General features: G+C 70.8%; 21 protein-coding genes. 8 read left to right on the forward strand and 13 right to left on the reverse strand.

All coding sequences use genetic code 11. From position 1 onward, the window contains the following. Positions 1-166: 166 nt before the first annotated feature. The 4 genes from TsocGM_RS15460 to TsocGM_RS15475 all read right to left on the reverse strand — a co-directional run bounded on the left by TsocGM_RS15460 (position 167) and on the right by TsocGM_RS15475 (position 3,681). Complete coding sequence (locus TsocGM_RS15460; RefSeq protein ID WP_233578930.1) at positions 167-439, reverse strand: hypothetical protein; 273 nt, start codon at positions 437-439, stop codon at positions 167-169. Further along, complete coding sequence (locus TsocGM_RS15465; RefSeq protein WP_126726370.1) at positions 430-1,248, reverse strand: site-2 protease family protein; 819 nt, start codon at positions 1,246-1,248, stop codon at positions 430-432. Before TsocGM_RS15465 ends, TsocGM_RS15460 begins: the two co-directional genes overlap by 10 nt. 375 nt (positions 1,249-1,623) lie before the next feature. Continuing rightward, entirely contained in the window at positions 1,624-2,895 is a 1,272-nt protein-coding gene (locus TsocGM_RS15470) for a M24 family metallopeptidase (RefSeq protein WP_233578933.1), read from the reverse strand. 231 nt (positions 2,896-3,126) lie between these two features. Beyond that, positions 3,127-3,681: an L-2-amino-thiazoline-4-carboxylic acid hydrolase gene (locus TsocGM_RS15475; protein WP_126726371.1), complete on the reverse strand. Its 555-nt coding sequence runs from the start codon at positions 3,679-3,681 to the stop codon at positions 3,127-3,129. 412 nt (positions 3,682-4,093) lie between these two features. Between TsocGM_RS15475 and TsocGM_RS15480 the strand changes: the two genes are divergently transcribed. The 3 genes from TsocGM_RS15480 to TsocGM_RS15490 all read left to right on the forward strand — a co-directional run bounded on the left by TsocGM_RS15480 (position 4,094) and on the right by TsocGM_RS15490 (position 7,507). Then, complete coding sequence (locus tag TsocGM_RS15480; RefSeq protein WP_126726372.1) at positions 4,094-6,268, forward strand: polymorphic toxin-type HINT domain-containing protein; 2,175 nt, start codon at positions 4,094-4,096, stop codon at positions 6,266-6,268. 65 nt (positions 6,269-6,333) lie between these two features. Continuing rightward, positions 6,334-7,041, forward strand: coding sequence for a hypothetical protein (locus tag TsocGM_RS15485; protein WP_126726373.1), 708 nt, complete (start codon positions 6,334-6,336; stop codon positions 7,039-7,041). A gap of 115 nt (positions 7,042-7,156) precedes the next feature. Further along, positions 7,157-7,507 carry an HPF/RaiA family ribosome-associated protein gene (locus TsocGM_RS15490; RefSeq protein ID WP_126726374.1) on the forward strand — a complete coding sequence of 117 codons (351 nt, stop codon included), beginning with the start codon at positions 7,157-7,159 and terminating at the stop codon, positions 7,505-7,507. An 85-nt stretch (positions 7,508-7,592) separates the two neighbouring features. On the opposite strand, the gene TsocGM_RS15495 is transcribed toward TsocGM_RS15490, so the two are convergent. From TsocGM_RS15495 to TsocGM_RS15520, 6 genes are read right to left on the reverse strand one after another with little or no spacing between them, the layout of a single operon-like run. Further along, positions 7,593-8,630 carry an ROK family protein gene (locus TsocGM_RS15495; RefSeq protein WP_126726375.1) on the reverse strand — a complete coding sequence of 346 codons (1,038 nt, stop codon included), beginning with the start codon at positions 8,628-8,630 and terminating at the stop codon, positions 7,593-7,595. 53 nt (positions 8,631-8,683) lie between these two features. Beyond that, complete coding sequence (locus TsocGM_RS15500; RefSeq protein WP_233578951.1) at positions 8,684-9,739, reverse strand: Gfo/Idh/MocA family protein; 1,056 nt, start codon at positions 9,737-9,739, stop codon at positions 8,684-8,686. Then, positions 9,628-10,698, reverse strand: coding sequence for a CDP-alcohol phosphatidyltransferase family protein (locus TsocGM_RS27135; RefSeq protein ID WP_233578935.1), 1,071 nt, complete (start codon positions 10,696-10,698; stop codon positions 9,628-9,630). The genes TsocGM_RS15500 and TsocGM_RS27135 overlap by 112 nt, the downstream gene beginning before the upstream one ends. Next, on the reverse strand, positions 10,695-12,674 hold the full coding sequence (locus TsocGM_RS15505; RefSeq protein ID WP_126726377.1) for a glycosyltransferase family 39 protein: 1,980 nt from the start codon (positions 12,672-12,674) through the stop codon (positions 10,695-10,697). Before TsocGM_RS15505 ends, TsocGM_RS27135 begins: the two co-directional genes overlap by 4 nt. A 48-nt stretch (positions 12,675-12,722) precedes the next feature. Beyond that, positions 12,723-14,294 carry a lipopolysaccharide biosynthesis protein gene (locus TsocGM_RS15510; protein ID WP_233578938.1) on the reverse strand — a complete coding sequence of 524 codons (1,572 nt, stop codon included), beginning with the start codon at positions 14,292-14,294 and terminating at the stop codon, positions 12,723-12,725. Between the two features lie 36 nt (positions 14,295-14,330). Beyond that, positions 14,331-15,047, reverse strand: a complete 717-nt coding sequence (locus TsocGM_RS15520; RefSeq protein ID WP_233578940.1) for a class I SAM-dependent methyltransferase — start codon at positions 15,045-15,047, stop codon at positions 14,331-14,333. A gap of 271 nt (positions 15,048-15,318) precedes the next feature. Between TsocGM_RS15520 and TsocGM_RS15525 the strand changes: the two genes are divergently transcribed. The 5 genes from TsocGM_RS15525 (at position 15,319) to hemG (ending at position 20,696) form a co-directional block, all read left to right on the forward strand. After that, positions 15,319-15,876, forward strand: a complete 558-nt coding sequence (locus tag TsocGM_RS15525) for a DUF2617 family protein (protein WP_126726379.1) — start codon at positions 15,319-15,321, stop codon at positions 15,874-15,876. 145 nt (positions 15,877-16,021) lie between these two features. Continuing rightward, positions 16,022-17,056, forward strand: a complete 1,035-nt coding sequence (gene hemE, locus TsocGM_RS15530) for a uroporphyrinogen decarboxylase (RefSeq protein WP_126726380.1) — start codon at positions 16,022-16,024, stop codon at positions 17,054-17,056. A gap of 509 nt (positions 17,057-17,565) precedes the next feature. After that, positions 17,566-18,630, forward strand: a complete 1,065-nt coding sequence (locus TsocGM_RS15535; protein ID WP_126726430.1) for a DUF1559 domain-containing protein — start codon at positions 17,566-17,568, stop codon at positions 18,628-18,630. A gap of 107 nt (positions 18,631-18,737) precedes the next feature. Further along, positions 18,738-18,908: a hypothetical protein gene (locus tag TsocGM_RS26085; protein WP_158633580.1), complete on the forward strand. Its 171-nt coding sequence runs from the start codon at positions 18,738-18,740 to the stop codon at positions 18,906-18,908. A 324-nt stretch (positions 18,909-19,232) separates the two neighbouring features. Beyond that, positions 19,233-20,696, forward strand: coding sequence for a protoporphyrinogen oxidase (hemG, locus tag TsocGM_RS15540; RefSeq protein WP_233578942.1), 1,464 nt, complete (start codon positions 19,233-19,235; stop codon positions 20,694-20,696). A 280-nt stretch (positions 20,697-20,976) separates the two neighbouring features. Here the strand turns inward: hemG and TsocGM_RS15545 are convergent, their stop codons facing one another. The 3 genes from TsocGM_RS15545 to TsocGM_RS15555 all read right to left on the reverse strand — a co-directional run bounded on the left by TsocGM_RS15545 (position 20,977) and on the right by TsocGM_RS15555 (position 23,385). Next, positions 20,977-21,327, reverse strand: a complete 351-nt coding sequence (locus tag TsocGM_RS15545) for a hypothetical protein (protein WP_126726382.1) — start codon at positions 21,325-21,327, stop codon at positions 20,977-20,979. Between the two features lie 75 nt (positions 21,328-21,402). After that, entirely contained in the window at positions 21,403-22,362 is a 960-nt protein-coding gene (locus tag TsocGM_RS15550; protein WP_233578943.1) for a type II secretion system F family protein, read from the reverse strand. A 51-nt stretch (positions 22,363-22,413) separates the two neighbouring features. Then, a complete protein-coding gene (locus TsocGM_RS15555; protein WP_126726383.1) occupies positions 22,414-23,385 on the reverse strand; it encodes a type II secretion system F family protein in 972 nt (323 codons plus the stop codon). Positions 23,386-23,678: the final 293 nt, after the last annotated feature.

The following is a 23,678-nucleotide window of genomic DNA, read 5'->3' on the forward strand; positions in this document are numbered from 1 at the left end:
AGATCGCGCGGCGACTGGGGATCGGCCGGACGTCGGTCCGCCGCATCCTGGCCGCCGGCTGACGGCCAGGGCCGCCCTGCGCTCGGGCCGCGCGGGCGTCAAGGATGGTCTTCACCGGACGGATACGATGCTCGTGCCGGGGGAGCCAATCGGACGAGGAGGGGGATCAATGAGCCTGGGGAATTGTCCCGCCTCGCCCCGCCTCGTTGCCGGCGTCGTCGTCCCAGCAGAGGCCGGCGGCGGCGAGCTCGGCGGGGGGGATGTCGAGGAAGCGATGCAACAGGGAGTCTCGGCCCCAGTCCTCGTTCTCGATCGCCTCCAGCGGGGGGAGGTCGACGAGGCCGAAGTGCCGGGAGAGCAGGTCGTAGGCCTCGGCGACGCCAAGCTCGACGATCGGGGTGGGACGTCGGGAGCGGGCGGGATCGGGGTTCAGAGCCACGGTCGGGCCCCTCGGAACGGCCTGGGGGCGGGTTCGTCGAGCAGGATGACCGGGGCGAGCTGCCAGACTCCGTTGCCCAGGTCGATCCAGGTGTAGCCCGGGGCGGCCTGGCTGGCGCGGAGGCGCAACTCCTCGGCGCGGACCTGGCCGCGCTCCCCGCCGGCGGCGAGGAAGATGAACGCCGCCAGGGCGAGGTGCAGCAGGAACAGCGGCTGGCCGGTCACGACGATCGCCACGACGCAGGCCCCGCCGGCGATCATCGCCAGCGCCTGGCCCAGGGCGGCGGCGATCTCGGTCGCCCTCAGCCGGCCGAGCGGCCGGCTCAGCATGGCCCGGAGGACCCGGCCGCCGTCCATGGGGAAGATCGGCAGGAGGTTGAAGCAGGCCAGCAGCAGGTTCACCCGAAGCAGATCGCCGAGCACCATCCCGATCGAGCCGGCCGCCATCGCGGGTGCCAGGGCGGAAACCACCGCCAGGCCAGCGAACAGCGTCGCGGCGATGCCAACGTTCACGGCCGGGCCGGCCAGCGCGATCAACAACTCGGCCCCCGGCTCGCGGGGCATACGGTGGAGGCGGGCGACGCCTCCGATCGGGTAGAGGGTGATGTGCTCGGTCGGGATGCCGAAGCGACGGGCCGTCAGGGCGTGGCCGAGCTCGTGCAACAGCACGCAGCCGAACAGCGCCAAGACCATCAGGACCGCCTCGACCCCGCGCTGCGCCGTCGCCAGCACCGCCATCATCACGAAGAAGGTGGCGTGCACGTAAAGGTCGATCCCGGCGACCCGGCCGAGCTTCCAGGACAGTCGCATGATCGATGAGTTCCTTTCGAGCGGAACGAACGCTCTCATTCTAGGTTCGTCTCGCGCACTCGGGAAGTTCACCCTCGGCGCCCCGGATGTCTTGCTCGGGCCGTTTTCCCGGGAGTCATCTCCTGTATCGTCGGATCAGATCGGGATTTTCCGACCCCCTCGGGGCTGGGACCGGGGCCCGGGATGGTTGGGACGGAGGCCGGGAACGGGCGGGGCGCGATGGCCGTCGCGGCGATACGGGCGGCGGGCGAGGAGGACGAGGATGAACGTCCGAATCCGTTTGCCCTTCGTGCGTTGCGGTCGTTTTCCGGGCCGGCGCCAATGCCTCCTCGATCGTGATCGAGGCAACGGGGAGGCCCCGCCGGGATGGGTGGCTCAGCGTTCCAGGATGCCGGGCCGGGGAAGGGAGAAACCCTTGACCATGATCTCGAGCTTCGGCCAGCGTTGGGCCTCGGTGACGACCTCGAAGCCCCGGGCGTCGACCACCACGGTGTCCTCCGACTGCGCCGGGCCGACGCTGGGGGACCAGTTCAGCGGCAGATTCTCGCGGATGACGAACGGGCTGTCGGGCAGCAGCGGGAACTCGGTGGGGGCATAGCCGACGACCGATCCCTGGTAGGCGAGGGTCCACTCGTGGGGATGGCCGAACTTCTCGTAGATCCGACGGAGGCGCCGGAAGACCTCGGCCACCGGCTGGCCGGGGCGGGAGAAGTAGATCGCCGTGGCGTCGACCATGGCGGCGATTCCGTGCGCCTCTCGGACCTTCGGGTCGACCGGGCCGAGCGAGACGATCCGGGTGACCGAGGCGCAGAGGCCGTGCCGGCGGCCGGTGGCCCGGATGACGGCCCGGGACCGGATCGGGGCGGACTTGAAGGCCGGGCGGCGATAGCGGGCCGGGCGGTCGTCGCCGGCGACGCTCAGCGCCACTGGTGTGACCCCCTCGCGCAGGAGGCGGTGGCAGAGGTGGCCGGCCAGGTCGGCCTCGGTCTCGCCGGGCTCGAAGTTCCGGCAGGTGGCCTCGACGCAGAGGGTCAGCGTCCGGCCGAGTTCCCTCAGCCGCTGCCGCTCCAGCTTCGAGAGGGAGAGCCGCAACTCGCGGAGCCGGTCCGTCTCCGTCGAGAGCCCCGGGCCGGCCAGGTCCGAGGCGATCTTCCTGCCCCGGCAGAGCGATTCCACCAGCGGCCCCGCCGGCTCGTGCCAGGGGCGTTCCTTGAGGTGGAAGCCCAGGCCGGCGACCTCCTCCTCGAAGGCTCGAGGGCTCTGGACGTTGTCGGCCAGGATGGCCCGACAGCGATGGTTGATGAAAAGCTGGACCGAGGCAAACTCGGAGCCGAGGTGCTCGCGCAGGTCGCCGCCGGAGGTGAACCAGGAGACGGAGTCGGCCCGGCCCAGCAGGGCGGCATGGTAGCCGTGGCGTTCCAGGAACTCGACGACCCGCCGGTGCTTCTCATCCACGTCGGCCCGGCGGCGCCGGAGGTCGGGGTCGAGGTGGTCGGCCGCCGGGTCGGCCAGGGCCGGCAGCGACTCGGTGTCGGGCCGGTCCTCGGCGGTCTCCATCACCCGGCGCTGGGTGGCGAGCTCGCCGCTGGTCGGCTCGTCGTCGACGAGGTTCATGTACAGGTCGCCCACTCGAATCTCGGTCGACACGGCCTCGCCTCCTCTCCTGGGCGATCGATCGGTCAGGCGTTGGGAAGCCGAGCTGCTCCCCGCTCTGGACCGATCCGATCGCGGGCGTCCGATCGGACGGGAGACTGGGAACGCCGCCGCTCGGGCCGGAGGGCGGACAGGACAGGGGATCCCGGACGCTCGTCGATCCGAGGCGGAAGGATCATCGTTCCGCGCCGCGTCTCGAATTGCAAGACAGCGGCCCGGAACGAGTTACACCTTCGGCCCCGCGCGTGGGTCCGGTTCAATTAAGCGGCCTGGCTCGGGGACATTCGGGGGACCGTCGGGCCGGTCGGCCGGGAGGTGGCGGAAGCGGAAGTCGCAGAATGGCGCTCCTTCCATGATCGTCTGGGTGCGCGAGAGCGTGATGTTCGGGTCGAAGCCGCCGGCGAGGGCGGCGTCTCGGCAGCACGAGAGGCGGGAGCCGAGGTCGCCGAGGCCGAGCTGGCGGTACATCTCGGCATATCGGCAGCGGGTGACGTTGAAGTCCAGCCGGTCGTCCGACCGCTCCAGCCACTCGATCTCCAGGGCTCCCCCCTCGGTCCAGAGGTCGAGCGTCTTCGAGAAGGCCGCCAGGCCGGCCTCTCCGACCGACTTCGCCAGCTCGGCCCCCGACTCGCGGGCCAGTTGCTCGACCACCCGGCGCAGCAGGGCCAGGGTCCGTTCTTCCCCCAGCTCCTCGATCACCGCGGAAACCAGCGGAGCGACAATCCGGGCCTCGATCTCTCGGCGTTGCAGCAGGGGAATCCGGCGCGGTTGCTCGTCCATCGTGCGATTCCCCCGGGGATCAGGAATGGTGCCGGACCCGGTGCGAATTCCAGAATCGGGCGGATGCGCCCCTTGTCTTTGATTCTATCCTTCATCACGGAACGCCGCGAGGATCGCTCGCCCTCCGGGGCGGTCGCGACGCTGGTCCCGCTTGCTATCGACGGTTTTTCGCGCGAGTTGATCGGGATTTGCCCGCGTTTTTCCTTGACAATTGCACGCATGGAGGCGATGCTTGGATCAGGGCCGCGTTGCTAGGATCAAGGCGGCCCCCCGTTTCCGAGGGACACGCGTCCGGGAGTGAACGTCCTCCGCATGTCCGACGTCGAGCTTGATTGGGGGGCTCGGCTGCCGGGGGCGGGATGTCGAGAGAGACGACGGCCGCCCGGGACCATCCCGACACCAGGAGGTTGCCATGGTCTGCTCGACCGCGATCCGATCGGTGCTGTTGCTTGGGATCGGGCTGGGGACCCCGGTCGAGTCGAGCTCGCCCCCGGCCATCGAGGATGCCTACCAAGCCGCGTCCCGGGCTGCCGGGAGGGACCCCGACGCCCAGGTCCGGTTGGCCCTCTGGTGCGAGGCCAACGGCCGGAGGGCCGACGCGATGCGGCACCTGGCCCTGGCGGTGCTGGTGGCCCCCGACCACTTCGCTGCCCGAGGGCTGATGGGCCAGGTTCGCCGCGGCGCGTCCTGGCGTCGGCCGGCCGAGGTGGCCTCGGAGCCGGACGACGCGGCGCACGCCGCCCTGCGGGAGGAGTACGAGGGGCGTCGCTCCCGGATGGAGGAGACCGCCGACGCCCACTGGAAGCTCGCCCTCTGGTGCGAGCGATCGGGCCTGACCGACGAGGCGACCGCCCACTTCGCCGCGGTCACCCGGCTTGACCCGAAGCGGGAGGCGGCCTGGAAGCGGTTGGGCTACAAGAAACACCACGGCCGGTGGCTGACCGACGCCCAGATCGCCGCCGCCAAGGCCGAGGCCGAGGCCCGCGAGGCGCTGGAGAAGACCTGGCGCCCTCGGCTGGAGGCGTGGGCGGCGCAACTGGCCGACCCCGGGACACGGGGCGAGGCGCTGGCCGGCCTGGCGGCCGTCGAGCATCCGCTGCTGGTGCCGGCGATCTGGTCGGTGCTCGTGGCCGGCCGGCACGCCGACGGTCCGGTGGCGGTGCAGGTCCTCGGCCAGATCGACGCCCGGGACGCTTCGCGGGCCCTGGCGACGCTGGCGGCCTTCAGCAACGACGCCGAGGTCCGCCGGCTGGCGACCGAGACGCTCAAACGACGCGACCCTCGCGAGTGGGCCGACCTGCTGATCGGGATGATCCGCAAACCGATCCAGTACAGTGTCCAGCCGGTGAACGGGCCCGGCTCGGCGGGCGAGCTGTTCGTCGAGGGCAAGCAGTACAACTATCGCCGCGTCTACGCCGCTCCGCCGCCTCCCTCGGTGCCGCTGCTGCCAGGAGACCAACTCCGGATCGGCCCGGATGGCCTCCCCCTGCTCGCCCGATCCGAGGTGTTGGTTTCCCCCGCCTACAGCGACCCGGACCTCTCTCGGGCCCTGGCCGGAGCCTCTCCCGAGCGGCAGCGCGAATTCACCGCCCGGCTCCGGCAGGAAGGGATCGACGGCCAGGCGGCGGAGACGTTGGTGTCGGCCTTCTCAACGAACAGACAGCTTCCGTCTCTCGCGTTCCCGAGTGCTCCGCACTCACGATTCGGCGCCATCCCCCTGAACAGCGGGACGACGTTCAGTCTCGCATACAGCCGCGAGTACCAGATTCCCATCGGCCAGATGTTCCTCGAGGCCGAACGGGCGACGGCGCAGGTCCAGGAGCACCTCCGTCGGGATGTGCTGGCGATCGAGCTGACAAACGCCCCGATCCGGGAGCTAAACGGCCGGGTCGTCCCCGTGCTGGAGGAGGCCACGGGCACCCGCAACGGCGACGACCCCGACGCCTGGCGAGCCTGGTGGATCGACCAGATCGGCATGAGGCAGGTCCTGCCCCGACCGGCGAACGGCACCTCGACGGTCACCGATGTCGTCTCGGTCCAGCCCCGACCGGTCCCGATCGGCGTCTTCGAGCTGCCGCTCGTCGCCATCCGGATGGCGAGCTGCTTCGGCGCGGGGACGCCGGTGCATACGGTCGACGGCCCCCGGCCGATCGAGGAGATCCAGGTCGGCGACCTGGTGCTCAGCCAGGACGAAGCGACGGGCTCCCTGGCGTACAAGCCGGTCATCGGCCTGCACCACAACCCTCCGAGCACGACGTTCGAGGTGCGCATCGGCGGCGAGACAATCGTCTCCAGCGACTTCCACCGCTTCTGGGTCGCCGGCCGGGGGTGGGTCATGGCCCGGGAACTCCGGGTCGGTGACACGATCCGGGCCGTCGGCCGGACGGCCACGGTGGAGGCGATTGAGGAGGGGCAGGTCCAACTGGTTTACAACCTGGACGTGGCCGAGACACGCAGCTTCTTCGTCGGCGAGCTGGGCGTGCTGGTGCACGACAACTCGCTGCCTTCGACAACGATCGAGCCCTTCGATGCCGTCCCCGACTTGGCCGCGATCGCCGAGCCGGAGGCCGGCGAGCCGGGCGAGTGACCGAATTGACAGCGGCCCTCCTCGCGGCGAAGATCCCGAAGGAACGGACGAGGAGGGTCGCCGCCATGCCGGGTATCCTGGATCTGATCGAAGACCGAGGGGACGGGCCGATCCTGGCCGGCTCCGGGGTGGCGGTGGCGGACGTCGTCGATCGCCTGGAGGCGGGGGAGAACGCGGAGGCCGTGCGGCGATCGCTCGGGTTGCATGCTGGGGACGTGGTTGCGGCGATCGCCTCGGCCGCCCTCGGCGCCGGGCCCGACGACGGGCCGCCGCTGGTGCGGTCGCGCCCGACTCGCCCGAGGCTGGTGGCCGCCGTCTCGGAGCGCAACCTCGTCGCCCTCTTTCCCGACGCCGACCGGCCGAGCTTGCTGGCGCTGCAGGCCGGACTGCTGCAGATGCTTGACTCCTGGGAGCCCAGCCATACCGCCGCCCAGGAGGCCGATGACCGCGGCGAACGGACGACCTCGCAGTACTGGCACGGGATCGCCCACCGCCGAGAGCCGGACCCGGGCAACGCCTCGTACTGGTTCCGCCGGGTCGGCCGCCATCCGGACTTCACCGCCCTGGCCGAGGCCGCTCGGCCGATTCTGGCCGGGGCCGGCGATGAGGGGCTGGCGGCCCGGCTGCTTCGGGATGGCTGGGATCCGTTCGCCTTCATCGAGGCGTGTACCTCGGCCCGATCGGGGTCGCCGACGGCCGGCGCCCTGGGTCGAGTTCAGCGGCAAGAGATGGCGATCCTGCTTTCGACCTCGCTCCGGCACGTGGATCGCTGATCGTCCCCCGCCGTCGCCTCCCTCGGATCGGCCCGGACTGGGAGGTGCCGAGGGCCGACGCACGGCACCCCATCACCGATCGGCCGGGCCCTTCCCCGGCCGGAAAGGAATTCTCATGCATGTCGAATTGACCACGAATAACTACATCGAGCACGACGCCGACCTAGCCGATCGCGTCCAGGCCGAGGTCGACCACGTTCTCGGCCGCTTCGGCGACCAGATCACCCGGGTCGAGGTCCATCTCGGCGACGTGAACAGCGATAAGAAGTCGGGCATCGACATCAGGTGCACGATGGAGGCACGCATCGCCGGCCACCAGCCGCTGATCGCCTCCCACGACGCCGCCTCGATCGACGAGGCCGTCAGCGGAGCCGCCGAGCGGCTGGAGCGGGTGCTCGACAGCACCTTCGGCCGCCTCGGCCACGTCAAGGGCCGCACCTCCTTCGGCGGCGACCAGGCGATCTGACGAGTGGCCGGGCGCGTCGCACGCAAGCAGCTCCGCCCGGTGGCGGCTGGGGTCGGGACGACTCGACCCCAGCGCGCCGGGCGGGTCACGGCCGGTCGCGGTAGAGGGCGACCAGCGCCGCGCCGATGGCCTGGGAGAGGTCCCCCAGCGTCGCCGGTACGATCCGCATGCTCGCCCGCTGGTTCGGGAAGAGGAAGGGATCGGCCGACTCTCGGACGATGCGTAGGTAGCGCTCGCGGAAGGCGTCGGTCGTGGCCTCGGGATCCATCAGGCCGCCGCCGATGACGAAATAAGAGGGGTCGAGCGCCATCGCCAGGTTGGCGACGTGCAGGCCGAGTGCCTTGGCCTGGAAGTCGAAGATTGACAGGGCCAGTTCGTCCCCGCGCTGGGCCAGGCCCCGGAGGGCGAAGGCGCGCTCCTTCATCGGCCGATCGGAGCGGGCGAGTTCGTGGTTGGGGTACTCCGCGAGCTTCGCCTCCAGCAGGCGAGGCAGACCGGCGAGGGTTGTGTAGACCTCGATGCAGCCCCAGGTCCGGCCGCAGCCGCAGGGGTAGGCGGGCACGCCGAGCACCTGCAACGGGGCCGGCATGTGGCCGCCTTCCATGCCCGCCAGCGAGTCGCCGGTTAGGGGCAGGCCTCGGCCGTCGACGTAGGCGCAGCCCAGGCCCGAGCCGGGGGCGAGCATCACCACGCTGCCGGTCCCCGAGCCTCGGACGCGCTGCGCCTCGCCCACACCGCCGAGGTCGCCGTCGTTTCCCACGGTCACGGGAATCGGCCGGCCGGCCTTCGCGGAGAGGGCGTTTCGGTAATGCTCGTGCACGTTGAAGCCGGCGAAGCTTTCGGGGAGATTGGCCGAGCGGTCGAGCACGCCATACGAGCGGAACGGACCCGGGATCGCCAGGCCGACTCCCCGGACCCGGTCCCAGCCGATCCCCTGCTCGCGCAGGAAGGCGTCGACCGCCTCCACCCAGCCGCGGACGACCGCCTCGGGACCCTTCTGGGCGTTGGTCGGATGCTGGAGCAGCCGGGTGGAGACCGTGGTGCCGTCCTCCCAGACGGCCCCGACCTTGGAGGTGGTGGCGCCGCTGTCGGTGCCGATGTAAATGAATCGGGATTCGCTCATTGTTGGTTCCGATTGTCTTTTCGATGCGGTGTGCTGTGTCCGGGACGGCCTTCTCAGGGGGCCGGCGCGACGGCCCGGTGCTCCGTCGCCGCGCGGAGAACAGCCTCGCAGAGGGCGATCGTGCCGAGGTTGTCCGCTCCGGAGATATCGGGTTCGGTGCCGTTCTCCAGGGCGATCATCAGTCCGGCCATCGGGCCGGCGAAGGCGTCGGGGAACCAGGCCTCCGGCCAGCGGGGGCGATGCCACTGGCTGTCGGCGACCGTGGAGTAGTCCATCGTACTCGGCACCCGGTCCGGCCAGCCCGGCCAGCCGATCGTCCCGAGGGCCGTCCCCCGGGTTCCCTCGAACCGCCACCGGATGCCGATGTCCGCCCCGCCCCCCTCGCGGGCCGGCCCGGTCCAGACGTCGTCCCAGGAGCAGGCCCGGGCGCCGTTGTCGTATTCGAGGATGTACAGGTTGATCCCGTCGGCGTGGGGGAACCGGGTTCTTGGGTCGGGCCGGGTGCTGGCGAGCACGCGATCCGGGTTGCCCAGCCAGTAGCGAAAGGTATCCAGGTGGTGGATGCTCATGATGAACGTCGAGAGCGATCGCAGGCCCTCGGCCCAGGGCATCCAGTGGGGGATCGCCCGCATGTCGATCGTCGCCAGCACCGGGTCGCCGAGCTCCCCGCGATCGAGCAGGTGCTTCAGCGCCCGGACCGAGTGGTCGTACCGCATGTTCTGGTTGACTTGCAGGACGACCCCGGCACGTTGGCACTCGGAGACGATCTCGCGGGCTTGTTCGATCGTCATCGCCATCGGCTTCTGGGCGAGGATGCCCCTCGGCCGCTTCGGGTGGGCGAGGATCCGGCGCAGGATCTCCGGCTGGTCTTGCGGCGGGACAGCCACGTCCAGGATGTCCACGCCCCCGGCGTCGAGCATCGCCTCGACCGAGTCGAACACGCTCGGCACGCCCCGAAGCCGGGCAACCTCCTCGGCCGTCGATCGGGTCCGAGAGGTCAGGCCGACGACTCGGAATTCGGCGTCGGCATAGGCGACGAGGTGGCAATCCCGGACGATGAACCCCGAGCCGACAACGCCGATGCCGAACCGGTCGCGTTTTCCGGGCATCTCGGGCAAGTGCCCGAGCCCCTGCACGGTGTCGTCCCCCATGAATGCTCCCCTTCGCCGAGGTGCTCGTCCCGGTCCCGGCCCGTCCGGTATCGTACCCGGATCCGACCGCCGAGGCATCCGTCGTCCGCCGTCGGATCCCCCCTCCCGATCGGTCGGAACCAGCGGGCGAATTCCTCCTCGACGATCCCCCGGACGACGGTTCGGGCGATCCTCCCCGCCGCCAGGATCGGTGCGAGGGTCGCCATCGTCATCACGTACCCCCGCCAGGCGATGCTCCAGGCCCCGCCATGGACGACCGCCAGCGCGGCCAGAGCGACGATTGCCAGCAGCACGGCGTGCGGCTCGCTCGCCTTGTAGCCCGGCCAGGTGAGCATCCCTCGGCCCCTCCTTGGCCACGGGGAGGGGGGGGCGGGCCGGCCCCCGGCGCCGCCGTCGACGCGGAAGGAGCCGGGAGCCCGCTTCAACGGCTGGAAAAAGGCCTTGTATCGGCAATCGTTCTGGAGGCTGAGAAACGTCCAGCCCATCGCGACGGCGAACCCCGCCGCCGCCCAGGAGAGCTCCCCCGTCCGGGCGGCGAGGCCGAAGCCGAGGGCGAAGCCGGTCGTCATCGTGGCCGCGTGATGCATCAAGTAATCGAGGTACACGCCGTTCACTCCGGCCGTCCCCCGCCACCGGGCGACCTGCCCGTCGACCCGGTCGAGCCAGAACGCGAGCAGCCCGAGGGCCGCCCCCGAGATGAACCCGGCCCGCGTCCCGAGGCCGATCGCCGCGGCCGAGGCCAGCGACGCCGCCAGGCTGGCCACCGTAAGCTGGTTCGCCGACAGCCCCAGCCGGATCGCGAGCCACGTCCCGAAGATCGCTGCCGGTCGGGCGAACCGCCGGGCGAGCCAGTTGCCGATGCGGGCATCTGGCCCCTGAAGCTCTCGGCGACGGAGCTCCTCAAGGGTCGGGCTCATCGAGGGGTCTCCCCGTCGTCGGCCAGGGCGATTGGGTCGTGGTCGCGCAGGTCGTAGAGGGCATACTGTCGGGTCACGCCGTCCGGGTCGGTGATCGACTCGGCGTAGAGGGGGACCCGGGCGTCCAGCCAGGGGGCGAGCAGGCGGCCAAGCTCGGGGTCGAACTCGACGGCGTCCGGCGGGTCGGGGGGGCAGAGGAGCAGATGGGTGAACCCGCGGTCGAGGAAGTGTTGCACGATCCGAGCCGGCGACTCGCCTCGCGTTCCCAGGCCGGTGCGGCGTCGGTGGGCCTTCTCCATCGTGTACGGGCGGGGGAGGTAGAAGCCCCGGTGGTCCTGGCCGACGATCCGGGCCGAGTCGGGCAGGTGGGCGTCGATCCAGCGGCCGACGCGGTAGGTCGGCTCTCTCCTCGCCAGGTAGTCCTCAGCCGATTCGAGGCCGATCGCCGCGGGCAGCCCGTGCCGGGCCCGGGAGACGGCGATGGCCGCCTCGAACGTAAGCATCAGCACGACCCCGGCCAGGAGCAGCCTCGGCGCGATCCCCCGCCGGTCGTGCCAGTCGGCCGCGAGCCAGGCGACGGCGACGGCCATCGGCCCGACGGCCGGCAGCACGAACCGCATGCTCTGGCGCTGGGTCAGACAGAGCGACAGGAAGGCGTAGCCCACCGCCACGATCGCCGCCAGCCGGGCTGGCGGCCAACGCAGCAGCAGGGCCGGCAGGAACAGGAGGAACGCCGGGCCGAACTGGTGGGCGAAGCTGTCGAAGCGGCCCGGATCCAGGGTCATCGGCCCGATCGCCGTCAGGACGTTCCAGGGGGTCGGGGCCATCGGCCTCTTGTCGGGCGTCAGGACCACGTCGAGCCCGCTGCCGAACGTCTCCCGGAAGAACGGGTGGACGGGATTCCCGGTGAACAGGGACGCGCGGAGATACCAGCAGCCGCCGACGAGCAGGGCGACCGCGCCGAACGCGGCCGAGCCGCGGATCGCCGCGCCCCAACCGATCCGAGTCGACCCGCCGGCGAGCACCATGCCGAGGCCGATCACCCCCGCCCACACCAGCGCCGGGTACTTCACCCCCATCGCCAGCCCGGCGAGGATGCCGACCAGGGCCGAGGCGGGGATCGAAGGCCGGTCGAGCCAGCGGCACCAGGCCACCAGCGCCGCCGAGGAGAACGCCGCCAGCGCCACGTCATTCAGCGGGGCTCCCATGCCGTTGGACACCGCCGGCACCCCGAGGGCGATCGTCGCCGCCCATCGCGACCGCCTCCCGAGCATGGGCCTGGCCAGCGCCGCCACGTTCAGCGCGAACACCACGCCGAGCGCCCACTGGATCAGCCGGCAGGAGACCGGCCCCCGGAAGGCCAGGGCGACGCCGTAGAGCAGCTCCGTGACCAGCGGGTAGACCGTCTCGTGCAGGTCCGGATCGAAGCCGGCCGAGCCCGACCACAGGAACAGCTTTGGCACCTGGAGGTGGTAGCAGAGGGCGTCGCCGTCGGTGGGAGGGGCCATCGCGGTGAGCAGCGAGCCAAGGAGGATCGCGGCGAGGGCGGCGTCGAAGGCCAGCCGGAGCGAGGACCGGGGCGTCGACCTCTCGTCCGAGGAGGCGGCCGGGGGGAGGCTCGGGGGCTCGGCGAGGGCCCTCTCCTCCCGACCCTCCCCCCGCTCCCGATCTCGGGGAGAGGGAGGAGGAGAGCCGTCAGAGGGAGCGCCTCGGCGGGGGAGGAGGCGGACGATCGCAGCCGGGCGGATCGAGGCTAGCACGCCGAGGAGCAAGACGGCCAGCAGGCCGGGTCGGCCGAGCCAGCCGAACTGGCCCAGCCCCAGCGCCGAAAGCGACAGAGCACCCAGCCCCAGCGGGATCGCCAGGCCAAGGGCGTCGGCGAAGTGGGGGGGAGGGGGGCCGAGGCGTCGGAGGACGGCAAGGCCGACAACCGTCGACCAACAGACCAGCAGGGAGACAAAGGTGAGGTCAAGCATCCGTGCGTTCCTCGGTGTCGATCCGTCGATGGCCGGATCCGGCCGCGATCAGGCGGCTGATGCGGGCGGCCGGGCCCGGCTGACCAGGCCCCCCCAGCCGTGGGCTCGTCCCCAGAGGAGCATCGCCGGCAGTCCCCAGGCGGCGAGGAGGGACACCCGGAGGGCGAATTCCCGCCAGGCCGGTCCGGGGATCGGCGCGTGGGCCGCCAGCAGGGCGCCAGCGGCGAACCAGGAGACGGGCAGGAGCAGCCTCGCCTGGTGGGAGAGCCAGCCCCGGGCCCCCAGCCCGCCGCCGAGGGCCGCGGCGGCGGTGACGAGGTAGACGGCCGCATACCCGAGCGTCATCCCCCAGGAAACGCCGACGATCCCCGCCCGGGTCGCTCCGATCGCCCCGGCCAGGGCGGCGATCGCCAGGCCAGGCAGCGTGGCCAGCGCCAGGCGATAGGGGCGGTCGACGGCGATCATCGCTTCCCGGCTCGGCAGGGCCAGGCCCAGCAGCAAGGTGCCCGGCAGCAGGGGGCGGAGGGCCTCCAGTCCAGGGGCGTATCGGGGGATGAGCAGGCCCAGAAACGTCGGCGCCGCGACGTAGGCCACGGCGCTGCCGGCGGCCAGCGGAGCGGCCATCGCCTCGACGACCCGGCTGGCCTGCGAGGCCACCGCCACCGGGTCGCTCGTCCTCCCGAGGGTCGTCTGGAAGTACGGGTACATCACCGAGGCGATCCGGCCGGCCAGGTCGAGCGTCCAGCCGGTGCCCATCAGCGCGATCGCGTAATAGCCGGCCGCCTCGGCGCCGTTGGGGGCGAGCGACAGGATGAGCACGCGATCGAGGCTCAGCAGGCCGGCGAAGGCGGCCGAGTTGGCCAGGATCGGCAGGCCGGTGCGCAGCAGCCGCAGGACGATTGGCCCGTCCCAGGCCAGGCCCAGCCGCATCGGGTGCCGGGCGTGGAGGTAGGCGATGTTGAAGAGGCTCAGCAGGCCGATCGCCGCCAGCAGGCCCCACAGGCCGGCCAGCCAGAGGCCCAGGGCGACCATCGCGGCGAAGAGGGCCGCGTCGACGATCGCCAGTTCCGTCGTCAGGGCGAAGCGGCGATGGGCCCGGTGCAGGGCGATGAGGAAATCCTGATACCGCTTGATGAGCACAAGCAGGGCGATGGCGGCCAGGCCGCCGCTCCAGGTCAGGTCGGCGGCCGAGGCCTCCGGTCCGGTCGGCCATCGCCACCAGGCCAGCGCCAGGAGGCCGAGGGCGTAGAGGGCTGCGCCGGCGGAGCACGCGGCGAAGGCGACGTCGGCCACTCGCCTCGCCTCGGCTCCCTTCCCGGAGGCCAGCAGGACCGGGATCTCCTGGACGGCTCCCCGTCCGATCCCCAGGCTCGCGCGGTTGGCGTGGTCCAGGGTCAGGCGGAGGCCGGAGTAGATGCCGTGCTGGGCGGGGTCGAGCCCCCACTTCATCGCCAGGGCCGTCAGGGTGCCCAGCGCCCGCTCGAGCTGGCCGCCGACGGCGACGATCAGGCTGTCCCGCAGGGCTCGCTTCCCCTCGGCCGAGGAGGGCACGTCGGGGGAGGCGACGGCCTCGGGCCGGGCGGTGGCGACGGTGGGAGGGGGGAGGGGGGTGGCGGTCACGGGGGCACCGATCGGCTCGTCGGGGGGCAGTGCCGCTCAGAGGGCGGCCACGCAGAACTGCGACCGGGCGATCTCGTCGGCCGAGCCGACGGGGATCGGGCCGCATTCGGCCAGTCGGATCCCGGCGCCCCGGTACCAGGCCGCCGTGTCGTAGCCGAACCGATTGTACGATTCGTCCGTGTCCTCGTTGTGCGCCACCCAGCGGCGGGCGACCCGGATCGCCTCGAGCCGGATCCGCTCGGCGACCTCGGGGGCATTGTGGAGAATGACCGCCGAGGTGAGCACCAGATCGAATGAGGAATCGGGGAACGGGAGCCGCTGGCCGTCGCCGAGACAGAGGGAGACACCGCCGAGGCCGTCGAGGTGGCGCCGGGCGAAGGCCAACTGGGTCGGGCTGAAGTCCAGCCCGAACAGGGGCACGCCGGGGAGCCGGGCGTCCAGCTCCCGGAGCTGCTTGCCGTAGCCGCAGCCGATCTCCAGCACGGAGGCCGGCGCGTAGCGGGCGATCCGCTCGGCGAGCCATCGGGCGCGGTCGGAGCGGGAAGGTTGCCCCTCCTGTTCCCGAAAATAATCATCCCCGCCGCGTAGGGTCCAATAGACGCGGGGGTTTCGGTAGAGTATCCGTCTCTTCCAGGAGGGCCAGCGTCCGAGGCACCGGCGGAGGGCCTTGTGCCAGACGTACCTTGGGCCTCCGCGCCGCCAGGCGGCGACGGCCCTCGCGGGGAGTGGAGGGAGGGAATCGATCCGGGTCACCTCGGGCCTCCAGGGCGATCGAGGGTGAGAGCCAACCGGCCGTGCCCGACGGCCGGCGCTCGGGCCAAGGCGGGGGGAGTGCCCCCGTCGGCGTGGCGAGTGTAGGGGCAGGGACGAGGTGGGTCAAGCCGAGGCGGGTCGTCCGCGGGGACCCGGCCGCTCGGTGTCGGTTGATGTCGCGAGTCGTCGGATTTCTCGGTTTCTCTATAATGTCCTCGAAGCCCGGCGCCGGGCGACCATCAGGGACGATCGATGAAGGGAGGACGTCGGGATGGGCGTCAGCTACGGTCGGTCGAAGGTCGTCGATGTGTCGTTCCAAGTCTTTGCGCGGGCGATCCACCCGGATTTCTTCGCCGTGAGGGGCCACCGCCGGATCTCCCGGCCAGCCTGGGAGGCCGACCTCCGCATCATCGAGGGTGGGCACGCGATCACCTGGTCCAGCGGCCCCATCAGGCTCACCGAGGTCCTCTGCGGCCCGGAAACGCCGCTGCCGGACGACGGCCAGCTCCTGCGCGAGTCGGTGCGGCACGAGCGCTCGGCCACCCTCCGGCGGGGGGCCACCGTCGAGTATCAGACCTGCTTCGACGCCGAGCGGCTCGACGGCGAGGTCTTCCGCCACCTCTGCGACGAGCTGGCGCTGGACGCCTCCAAGGGGCTCTACCATCGCTTCTCCCCCCCCAACCGGCTGGCCCCCTCCCCCGTGAGCTTCATCCGGATCGACTCCCGATTCAACGGCCTGTCCGTCCAGGCCTTCCACACCTTCCCAGATGACCGCTCGATCGTGCGCACCCAGTCGCTCTTCGAGGTGCTCGACCTCCGTCGCGACTGATCCCGAGGGAGGATCCCCCGGCGATCCCGCACCGGGATGGAGGTTGCTGGACGTCCCGGCAACCTTGCGCGCACAATGGGCAGGCCCCGCGGAGTCCGGCCCCGCCGGAGCGGGCGTCGAGGAACATCGACAGGAACGCTCGCTCATGCCGGATCGCCACGAGGATCCCCCCTTCCTGAAGGCCTGCCGACGCGAACCCACCGAAGTGACGCCGATCTGGCTGATGCGGCAGGCCGGGCGTTACATGGCCGATTACCGCGAGCTCCGCTCGAACGTCTCCTTCCTGGAACTGTGCAAGACTCCGGAACTGGCCACCGAGGTGACCGTCTCGGCGGCCGAGCGGCTGGGGGTCGACGCCGCGATCCTCTTCGCCGACATCCTGCTGATCCTCGAACCCCTGGGGTTCGACCTAGAATTCTCCAAGGGGGACGGCCCGGTCATCCACAATCCCGTCGTGGAGCCGAAGGACGTCGACCGGCTCCGGGAGATGCCCGACGCGACGCCGTTGGGCTTCGTGACCGAGGCGGTGGCGCAGATCCGGGCGGCGCTTCCGGCGTCGATCCCGCTCATCGGCTTCGCCGGGGCCCCGTTCACGCTGGCTTGCTATGCGATCGAGGGGGGCGGGTCGCGGCACTACGACCGGGCCAAGGCGTTCATGTACCGCGATCCGGGCGCCTGGGACGTGGTCATGAGCCGGCTGGTCGACGCCACCGCGGTCTACCTCAACGCCCAGGCCGAGGCGGGTGCCCAGGCCTTGCAGGTGTTCGATAGCTGGGTGGGCACGCTCTCGCCGTCCGACTACAAGCGCTTCGTGCAACCGCACATGCGTCGGCTCTTCGCCGCCTTGCCGGCCGACGTGCCCACGATCCATTTCGGCACCGGCACGGCAACCCTGCTGGAGGCCCAGCGCGACGCCGGAGGATCGGTCATCGGCCTGGACTGGCGAGTGGAGCTCGACGAGGCCTGGGACCGGCTCGGCCCAGGCGTGGCGGTCCAGGGCAACCTCGACCCGGTCGTGCTGCTCTCTTCTCGCGAGGAGATCGAGCGCCAGGCCCGCCGGATTCTCGACCAGGCCGCCGGGCGACCCGGTCATGTCTTCAACCTCGGCCACGGGATCCTCCCCCAAACGCCCGTCGATCACGTCCGGGCGCTGGTGGAGTACGTCCATCAAGCCCGCTGACGGGCCGTCGATCCGGAGGCTCCGATCCTCGCTCCGCGAAGCGTCGCGATTTTTTTTTGGCGCGTTGTCGCGGCACATGATGAAAAAACAGTTGCATTCTCTCGGGTCAGACGGTTAGCATGCTTGGGTCATCCCTGCGCCCCAAGTCATTTTCCTCTCTCCTCTCAGACTCCGGATGTGCAAACGCTCGCCGGAGTGAGTGATTGACGAGCGTTGGGATCACACGAGCCTTCCGGCTCGACTCCGGAGACAGGTCGGCGATCGCTCGGTCCTGCCCGCTGAAAATCGATGGTCCGGCGCCGAGTTCGGAAGGGCAGGTCAACGTGCTGCCTTGCATGACCGCTTCCTCTCTCAGGAATGATCGGGTTCAGTGGATCCTCCCGGCGAGGTAAACCGCACCCGACCGGTTTCCCGAACCGGCCAGGCCCGCGCGTTCCCTCGGGAGCTCCGCCCCTCATCGTTGGAGAGTGATCTTCGTCCGACCTTTATCTCCTGGAGATTGAACCCCGATGAAGGCTCGAACGGCCGCGAGCCGCGGTTTCACGCTCATCGAGCTGCTGGTGGTCATCGCCATTATCGGCGTGCTCATCGCCCTGTTGCTGCCGGCCGTCCAATCGGCCCGAGAGGCCGCCCGACGCGCCCAGTGCACCAACAACTTGAAACAGATCGGCATCGCCCTGCATAACTACGAGAGCGCCTACGGCTCGTTCCCCTTCGGCATTCTCTCGAACATCCCCAACAACGGCGAGGCGCTGGCCTCCGGCAGCAACCCGTGCGACACCAGGCTGCGGCACACGCTGTTTACCTACTCGCTGCAGTTTATCGAGGGGACCAACCTCTACGCCTCGGTCAACATCAACGCGCCGGCCAACAGCATCCGGAACATCACGGCGCTGAATCAGCGGGTGGCGACCTACGCCTGCCCGTCGGATGGCGTCTCCGACCCGACCCCTGAGGGCTATCCCGGCTACTCGCATGGCTCCTATGCGGGGAACGCCGGCACGATCAACTTCTGGCGATACTGGACCGGCAGCTCGTCCGACCCCATGTGCGGCGTGCTCCAGGGGAATGGCTCGTTCGTCCGCAACTGGAACTACGGGATCTCGTCGATCAAGGACGGTACCAGCAACACCCTGTTTGTCGGCGAGGCCGCCCGGGACGATAACGAGGTGAGCGGCATTTTCAACTTCTGGAACTCGGGCGAGTGGTTCGGCGATGGCATGCTCCACCGCCCCACTGGCCTGCGGTTCGCGGTCCCTCGGATCAACGCCAAGCATGTCCGAAGCGCGGCCGAGGTCGGCGGCGATGCGTATGCCTGGATGTCTCACCCGACCCCGCCGTCGTCCCGGAACTGGTTCGCCAACCCGGTCGCCCTGAAGGTCGGCCAGTGGGGCTTCCGGTCGAACCACCCCGGCGGCGCCAACTTCCTCTTCGGCGACGGCTCGGTCCGGTTCCTGAAGGAGACGATCGACATGGGCCAGATCACCGGGGACGTGAACACCAGCCGGATGGGCGTCTATCACGCCCTTTCGACCCGCAATGGTGGCGAGGTCATCTCCGCCGACCAGTTCTGAGCCCCGGGTTCTACGATCTCCCGGCGAGGGCCGGCCGGGGTTCATCCCGTCCGGCCCCGCCCGTTTTGGTTTGCCCGCCTGAGGCCCCAACGAGAGTCCCTCCGACGATGATGCTCCACCTCCGACGCCTCGCCGCCCTGACGACCCTGACCCTGCTGATTGGCTGCGGCGGCGGCGAGCCCGAGCCCGCTCCGGCCCCCGCCCCGGCCGAGCCCGAGTCTCCGGCCGCCGACCCGGTCGCGACCGAGACCCAGGACATGAGCGGCACCGTGGATTGACCCCCCGCCGCTCCGCGTCGTCTCACTTCGCCTCGCCTCGCCTCGCCATGTTCACCAACCCCGCCCGGCCGGCTCCCGGCCCGGCGGGGTCGTTCGTCTGCCAGGCCCACCCTGGGCGGCCGAGGCGATTGGCCCGGGATCGTTTTCCTCGGGGGCCCGGCCCCGATCCGCTCCGGGATGGCTGGGCGCTTGTGCCGGTCGGGCCGACGGTCCTAAACTGGGAAGTGATCCGCGGTGCCGTCGCCGCCCGGGGGCCCGGACCGGCCGGACGATCAGGCCGGGTGGAGGCGACCGGGATCAGCCTCGTCCGAAGGATTGGCCGTCGTGTCGGAACGTTCCGCTCGAGTCCATCGGGTGGTTGTCGTCGGTGCCGGGCTGACTGGCCTGACGGCGGCCCATCGCCTGATCCAGCGCTCTGGAGCCCCCCGGACTCCTCTGGAGCTGACGGTGCTGGAGTCGAGGGATCGGGTCGGCGGCGCGATCTGGACCGACCGGGTGGACGGCTTCACCCTGGAGGGGGGGGCCGACTCGTTCATCACAAATAAGCCGCAAGCGGTCGCGCTCTGCCGGGAGATCGGCCTAGGAGACCAGCTCATCGGCACCGATGACCGCTACCGGCGCTCGTTCGTCGTGCGCAAGGGCCGCCTGCTCCCGGTGCCCGAGGGGTTCGTGCTGATGGCGCCGCAGCGGCTCGGCCCGCTGCTCGGCTCGCCGATCCTCTCCTGGCGGGGCAAGCTGCGGATGCTGCTGGACCTGCTGCTCCCCCCTCGGCTGGACGACGCGGACGAGAGCCTGGCGAGCTTCGTGCGTCGCCGGCTCGGCCGGGAGGCGCTGGATCATCTGGTACAGCCGCTCGTGGCCGGCATCTACACGGCCGACCCGGAGGAACTGAGCCTCCGGGCCGCGATGCCGCAGTTCCCCCAGATGGAGCGCGAGCACGGGAGCCTGCTCCTGGCCGCCCTCCGTCAGGGCCGGGCGGCGAGGCAGGAAGGTCGGGGGGCATCCGGGGCACGCTACAGCCTCTTCCAGACGATCGCGGGGGGGATGGGGGTCCTGCCGGCCACGCTCGCCCGGTCGCTGCCCCCGGGCTCGGTCCGCCTGGGGGCCTCGGTCCGCCGGATCTCCAGGCAGGAGGCCGAGGGGACCTGGCGGGTCGAGCTGCTCGACGGCCCGCCGATCGAGGCGCACGCGGTGATCCTCGCCGTCGAGGCGCACTCGGCCGCTCGCCTGATCGACGGCGAGGCCCCCGAGCTGGCGCTGGACCTGAGGTCGATCCCCTACGCCTCCTCGGCGATCGTTCAGCTGGCCTACCCCCGAGAGCTCGTCTCCCACCCGCTCGACGGCTTCGGCGCCGTCGTGCCGGCGGTCGAGGGCCGGGAGATCCTGGCGATCTCGTTCACCAGTGTGAAGTTTCCCGGGAGGGCGCCGGAGGGCTCGGTGCTGCTTCGGGTCTTTATCGGAGGAGCCCTGCAGGCTTCCCTGTTCGACAGAGACGATGAGGAGCTGGAGGCGATCGCCCGCCGAGAGGTCGGCGAGCTGCTCGGCGCCTCCGGAGAGCCGATCCTCTGTCGGGTGGCCCGACATGCCCGGGCGATGCCGCAGTATACCCTCGGCCACCTCGATCGCGTGGCCGCGATCCGCCGCCGGGCCGCCTCGCTCCCGGGCCTGTTCCTGGCCGGCAACGCCTTCTCTGGCGTTGGGGTGCCCGACTGCATCCGCAGCGGCCAGGAAGCCGCCGACGCCACGGCCCGCCTGCTGGCCGACGGCCAGAGCCGGGCCGTGGCGTGAGGCCGGGGGGAGGCTCAGGGGCGGTCGGGAAGGATGCCGGTTGGCCGTTGCCGGTGGCCGGATGACCGGGACGAGCCGCCAGCGGGCCGATTGCTGACTGGAGGGGACGCAAGGCCGCTGGGCCCCAGTCCGGCATCCGGCGAGTGGCCGTCCGCGAACGTCGATCGGTCGTCGGCCGCGCCGCATCGGGCTTCGACTCGCCTCCATCAACCGTCCGGTACCCGGTTCTGGGTATCGGGCATCGGGCATCGGCGCAGACGGCTTCCGCGCCGCCGAGGGGTCATCGCAGTCGGTTGTGTCTCATGATGAGCGTCCCGATGCAGAGGCTGGTGATCAGGGCTCCCACAGCCCACTCGATGGGGACGGGAACCCGCCCGAAGGGCTTGGCGGCGCGGCGGCGGGCGACCGAGGAAACCTCGTCGATGTACCTCACGGCGAGGTCCAGGGCCGGGGTCTGAATGATGGGGACCGGCCCGGAGAGGGCGGCCCAGCGGGCGTAGCAAAGCTTGGCGCCATCGAAGAGAAACGGGACGGTCAGGATCAGGATGATCAAAGAGACCCCGAACCGGAGCCTCTGGGCCTCGGGGGCCGAGGCGTGCCGATCGATGGGGGGGGAGGTCTGGCTCGGCATGGCGGGGTCCCCGCTCGGGCCGGTCGGCCGGAGGTTCGGATCGAATCGGATGGGATCGGATGGGATCGGACCGGATCAATTGGTCATCATGGTTTCCATGATCTTGATGGCCGCGGGCCCGACGAGGACGACGAAGACGCCGGGGAAGATGAACAGGACCAGCGGCAGCATGATCTTCACCGCCGTCTGGGCCGCCTTTTCTTCGGCCAGTTGGCGGCGTCGGGTACGCATCGCGTCGGACTGGACGCGGAGCGCCTGGCCGATCGGCGAACCGAACTTCTCGGCCTGGATGATCACGGCGGCCAGGGCGCGCACGTCCTCGACGCCGGTCCGGATACCCAGATCGCGCAGGGCCTCGCGGCGCGGGCGGCCCATCTGGATCTGGAAGTTGACGATATTCAGCTCGTCACAGACTTCCTTGCACGAGTCGACCAGTTCGGCGGTCACGCGCCGCATGGCGGCGTCGAACCCGAGGCCGGCCTCGACGCAAACGACCATCAGGTCGAGCGCGTCAGGCAGCCCGAGGAAGATGGCCTGCTGCCGCCGCCGCCTCTTCTGGGCGACGACGAGCGCCGGCAGGTAGAAGCCGAGGCCGCCGGCGGCAACCACCGTCAGCAGCGAGTTGCGGTCGAACCCGTTGGAGATGGCCGAGGGGGTGGCCAAGGCCAAGCCGATGAGCAGGCCGATGACCTTCAGGCCGAGGTACACCTGGACGGCCTGAGGGCTGCGGATGCCGGCGTTGAGCAGGGCGGTGCGGATCTTGCCCAGCTCCTCCTCGTTCTTTGGCTGGACCGGGGCGGCGAGCTTTCGGGCGGCCTCGGCGACCCGGTCCTGGATCCGTCGGCGCTCACGCTCGGCCCGGGCGCGCTCGGCGTCGTGCTGCGAGCGGTCGAGCATCCGCTTCAGGCGATCCTCCGCCTTGGTCGGCCGGGCCCCCAGGATCAGCAGGACGGCCCAGCCGCCGAGCATGAAGGCGAGGAAGGCCGCCGGCGGCACCAGGTTCTCGGGCGTCAGCAGGGTCTGCAGGGTCGGCACGGGGAGGCCTCTCGGTGCCGGCCGGACCACCGGCCGGGCCTGGGATGCGGGTCAGACCTTGATGGAGATGATCTTCTTGATCGCCAGCGCCCCCAGAACCTGGAGCACGATGGTGACGGCCAGCAGCTTCGTGCCCGTCGTCGTCTGGAACAGCGGGGCGACGTAGGAGGGGTTGCTGAAGGCGATGAACCCCAGCAGGCCCGGCGGCAGGGCCATCAGCACCAGGCCCGAGAGCCGCCCCTCGGCGGTCAGCGCCTTGACGTGGCCGACCAGCTCGAATCGCTGCCGGATCAGCCGGCCGATCTTGTCGAGCACCTCGGCCAGGTCGCCGCCCGTGGTGCGCTGGATGATGATGGCGGTGACGAGGAAGCGGACGTCCATCGTCGGCACCCTCGAGGAAATCCCGCGCAGCGCGTCGTCCATCGGCACGCCGAGGTTCTGCTCCTCGAAGGCGCGGCCGAACTCGGCCGAGACCGGGCCCTTCATCTCGTGGGAAACCAGTTGCATTCCTGAAGACAGCCCGTGGCCGGCTCGCAGGGCCCGGCTCATCAGCTCGACCGCCTCGGGCAGTGAGGCCATGAACAGCGCGATCCGCTTTCGCTTGCGGTGCACCAGGTACAGCAGCGGCAGGCCCACCCCCATCGCCAGCGCGATTGCTGGTGCCAGCAGCGGCGAGATGAGCGTGGCACCGATCAAGCCCCCAATCAGCCCCATGACGCCGGAGATTGTCAGGTAGGTCTTCAGCGGCGTGCTCATGTCGGCCTGCTCGTAGAGCGCCTTCAACGAGTCGGCGCTGGGCAGGAACCGGTCGATCGCCAGCTGCTGGGAGTTGACCGGAGGCGCCCGGAGCAGCGAGTCGGCCGCCAGTTGGCGCTGCTTCTTCGGCCGCTTGCCGGTGGTCAGATGCTCGAGCCGCTCCTCGGCCACGGCCGACTGCGGCTTCATCAGCACCATGGCAAGGCCGGCGACCACCAGCGCGATCGCCGCGCCGGCGGAGATCGTCACCAGGGTGAGGGGGTCCATCGTCGCGGCTCCGGTGCGGTTGGGCGGTGTGCGGCCCGGCGGGCGGGGCTTCGCCCCTTGACGGCGCGGGCGTCTGTCACCACCCGTCGGCGAGCGTGAACAGCACGTCCGATGAAATCACCATACGTCACGATTCCCGTGCCGACTCGTGATTCCGGCCTCGGCCGACGCCCTCGCGGGACTGCCCGGGGGCGGGACTCTTGCGCGGAGATCCCGCTCAAACGCCCCTTCTCCGCCGGGGCACGATGGGGCGGCCGCCGAGGGGCGGTCCGGGGCCCGGCCTCGCGTCGATC

The organism is Tautonia sociabilis, assembly GCF_003977685.1.
Classification (GTDB): Bacteria; Planctomycetota; Planctomycetia; order Isosphaerales; family Isosphaeraceae; genus Tautonia; species Tautonia sociabilis.

Bases quoted from the DNA above. Each gene is read 5' to 3' on its own strand.
- TsocGM_RS15475 (WP_126726371.1), bottom strand. From the start codon at position 3,681: ATGGACGAGCAACCGCGCCGGATTCCCCTGCTGCAACGCCGAGAGATC.
- TsocGM_RS15500 (WP_233578951.1), bottom strand. From the start codon at position 9,739: ATGCCCGGAAAACGCGACCGGTTCGGCATCGGCGTTGTCGGCTCGGGG.
- TsocGM_RS26085 (WP_158633580.1), top strand. From the start codon at position 18,738: ATGATGCTCCACCTCCGACGCCTCGCCGCCCTGACGACCCTGACCCTG.
- TsocGM_RS15495 (WP_126726375.1), bottom strand. From the start codon at position 8,630: ATGAGCGAATCCCGATTCATTTACATCGGCACCGACAGCGGCGCCACC.
- TsocGM_RS15485 (WP_126726373.1), top strand. From the start codon at position 6,334: ATGCCGGGTATCCTGGATCTGATCGAAGACCGAGGGGACGGGCCGATC.
- TsocGM_RS15545 (WP_126726382.1), bottom strand. From the start codon at position 21,327: ATGCCGAGCCAGACCTCCCCCCCCATCGATCGGCACGCCTCGGCCCCC.
- TsocGM_RS27135 (WP_233578935.1), bottom strand. From the start codon at position 10,698: ATGAGCCCGACCCTTGAGGAGCTCCGTCGCCGAGAGCTTCAGGGGCCA.
- TsocGM_RS15490 (WP_126726374.1), top strand. From the start codon at position 7,157: ATGCATGTCGAATTGACCACGAATAACTACATCGAGCACGACGCCGAC.
- TsocGM_RS15525 (WP_126726379.1), top strand. From the start codon at position 15,319: ATGGGCGTCAGCTACGGTCGGTCGAAGGTCGTCGATGTGTCGTTCCAA.
- hemE (WP_126726380.1), top strand. From the start codon at position 16,022: ATGCCGGATCGCCACGAGGATCCCCCCTTCCTGAAGGCCTGCCGACGC.
- TsocGM_RS15465 (WP_126726370.1), bottom strand. From the start codon at position 1,248: ATGCGACTGTCCTGGAAGCTCGGCCGGGTCGCCGGGATCGACCTTTAC.
- TsocGM_RS15505 (WP_126726377.1), bottom strand. From the start codon at position 12,674: ATGCTTGACCTCACCTTTGTCTCCCTGCTGGTCTGTTGGTCGACGGTT.
- TsocGM_RS15555 (WP_126726383.1), bottom strand. From the start codon at position 23,385: ATGGACCCCCTCACCCTGGTGACGATCTCCGCCGGCGCGGCGATCGCG.
- TsocGM_RS15480 (WP_126726372.1), top strand. From the start codon at position 4,094: ATGGTCTGCTCGACCGCGATCCGATCGGTGCTGTTGCTTGGGATCGGG.
- TsocGM_RS15535 (WP_126726430.1), top strand. From the start codon at position 17,566: ATGAAGGCTCGAACGGCCGCGAGCCGCGGTTTCACGCTCATCGAGCTG.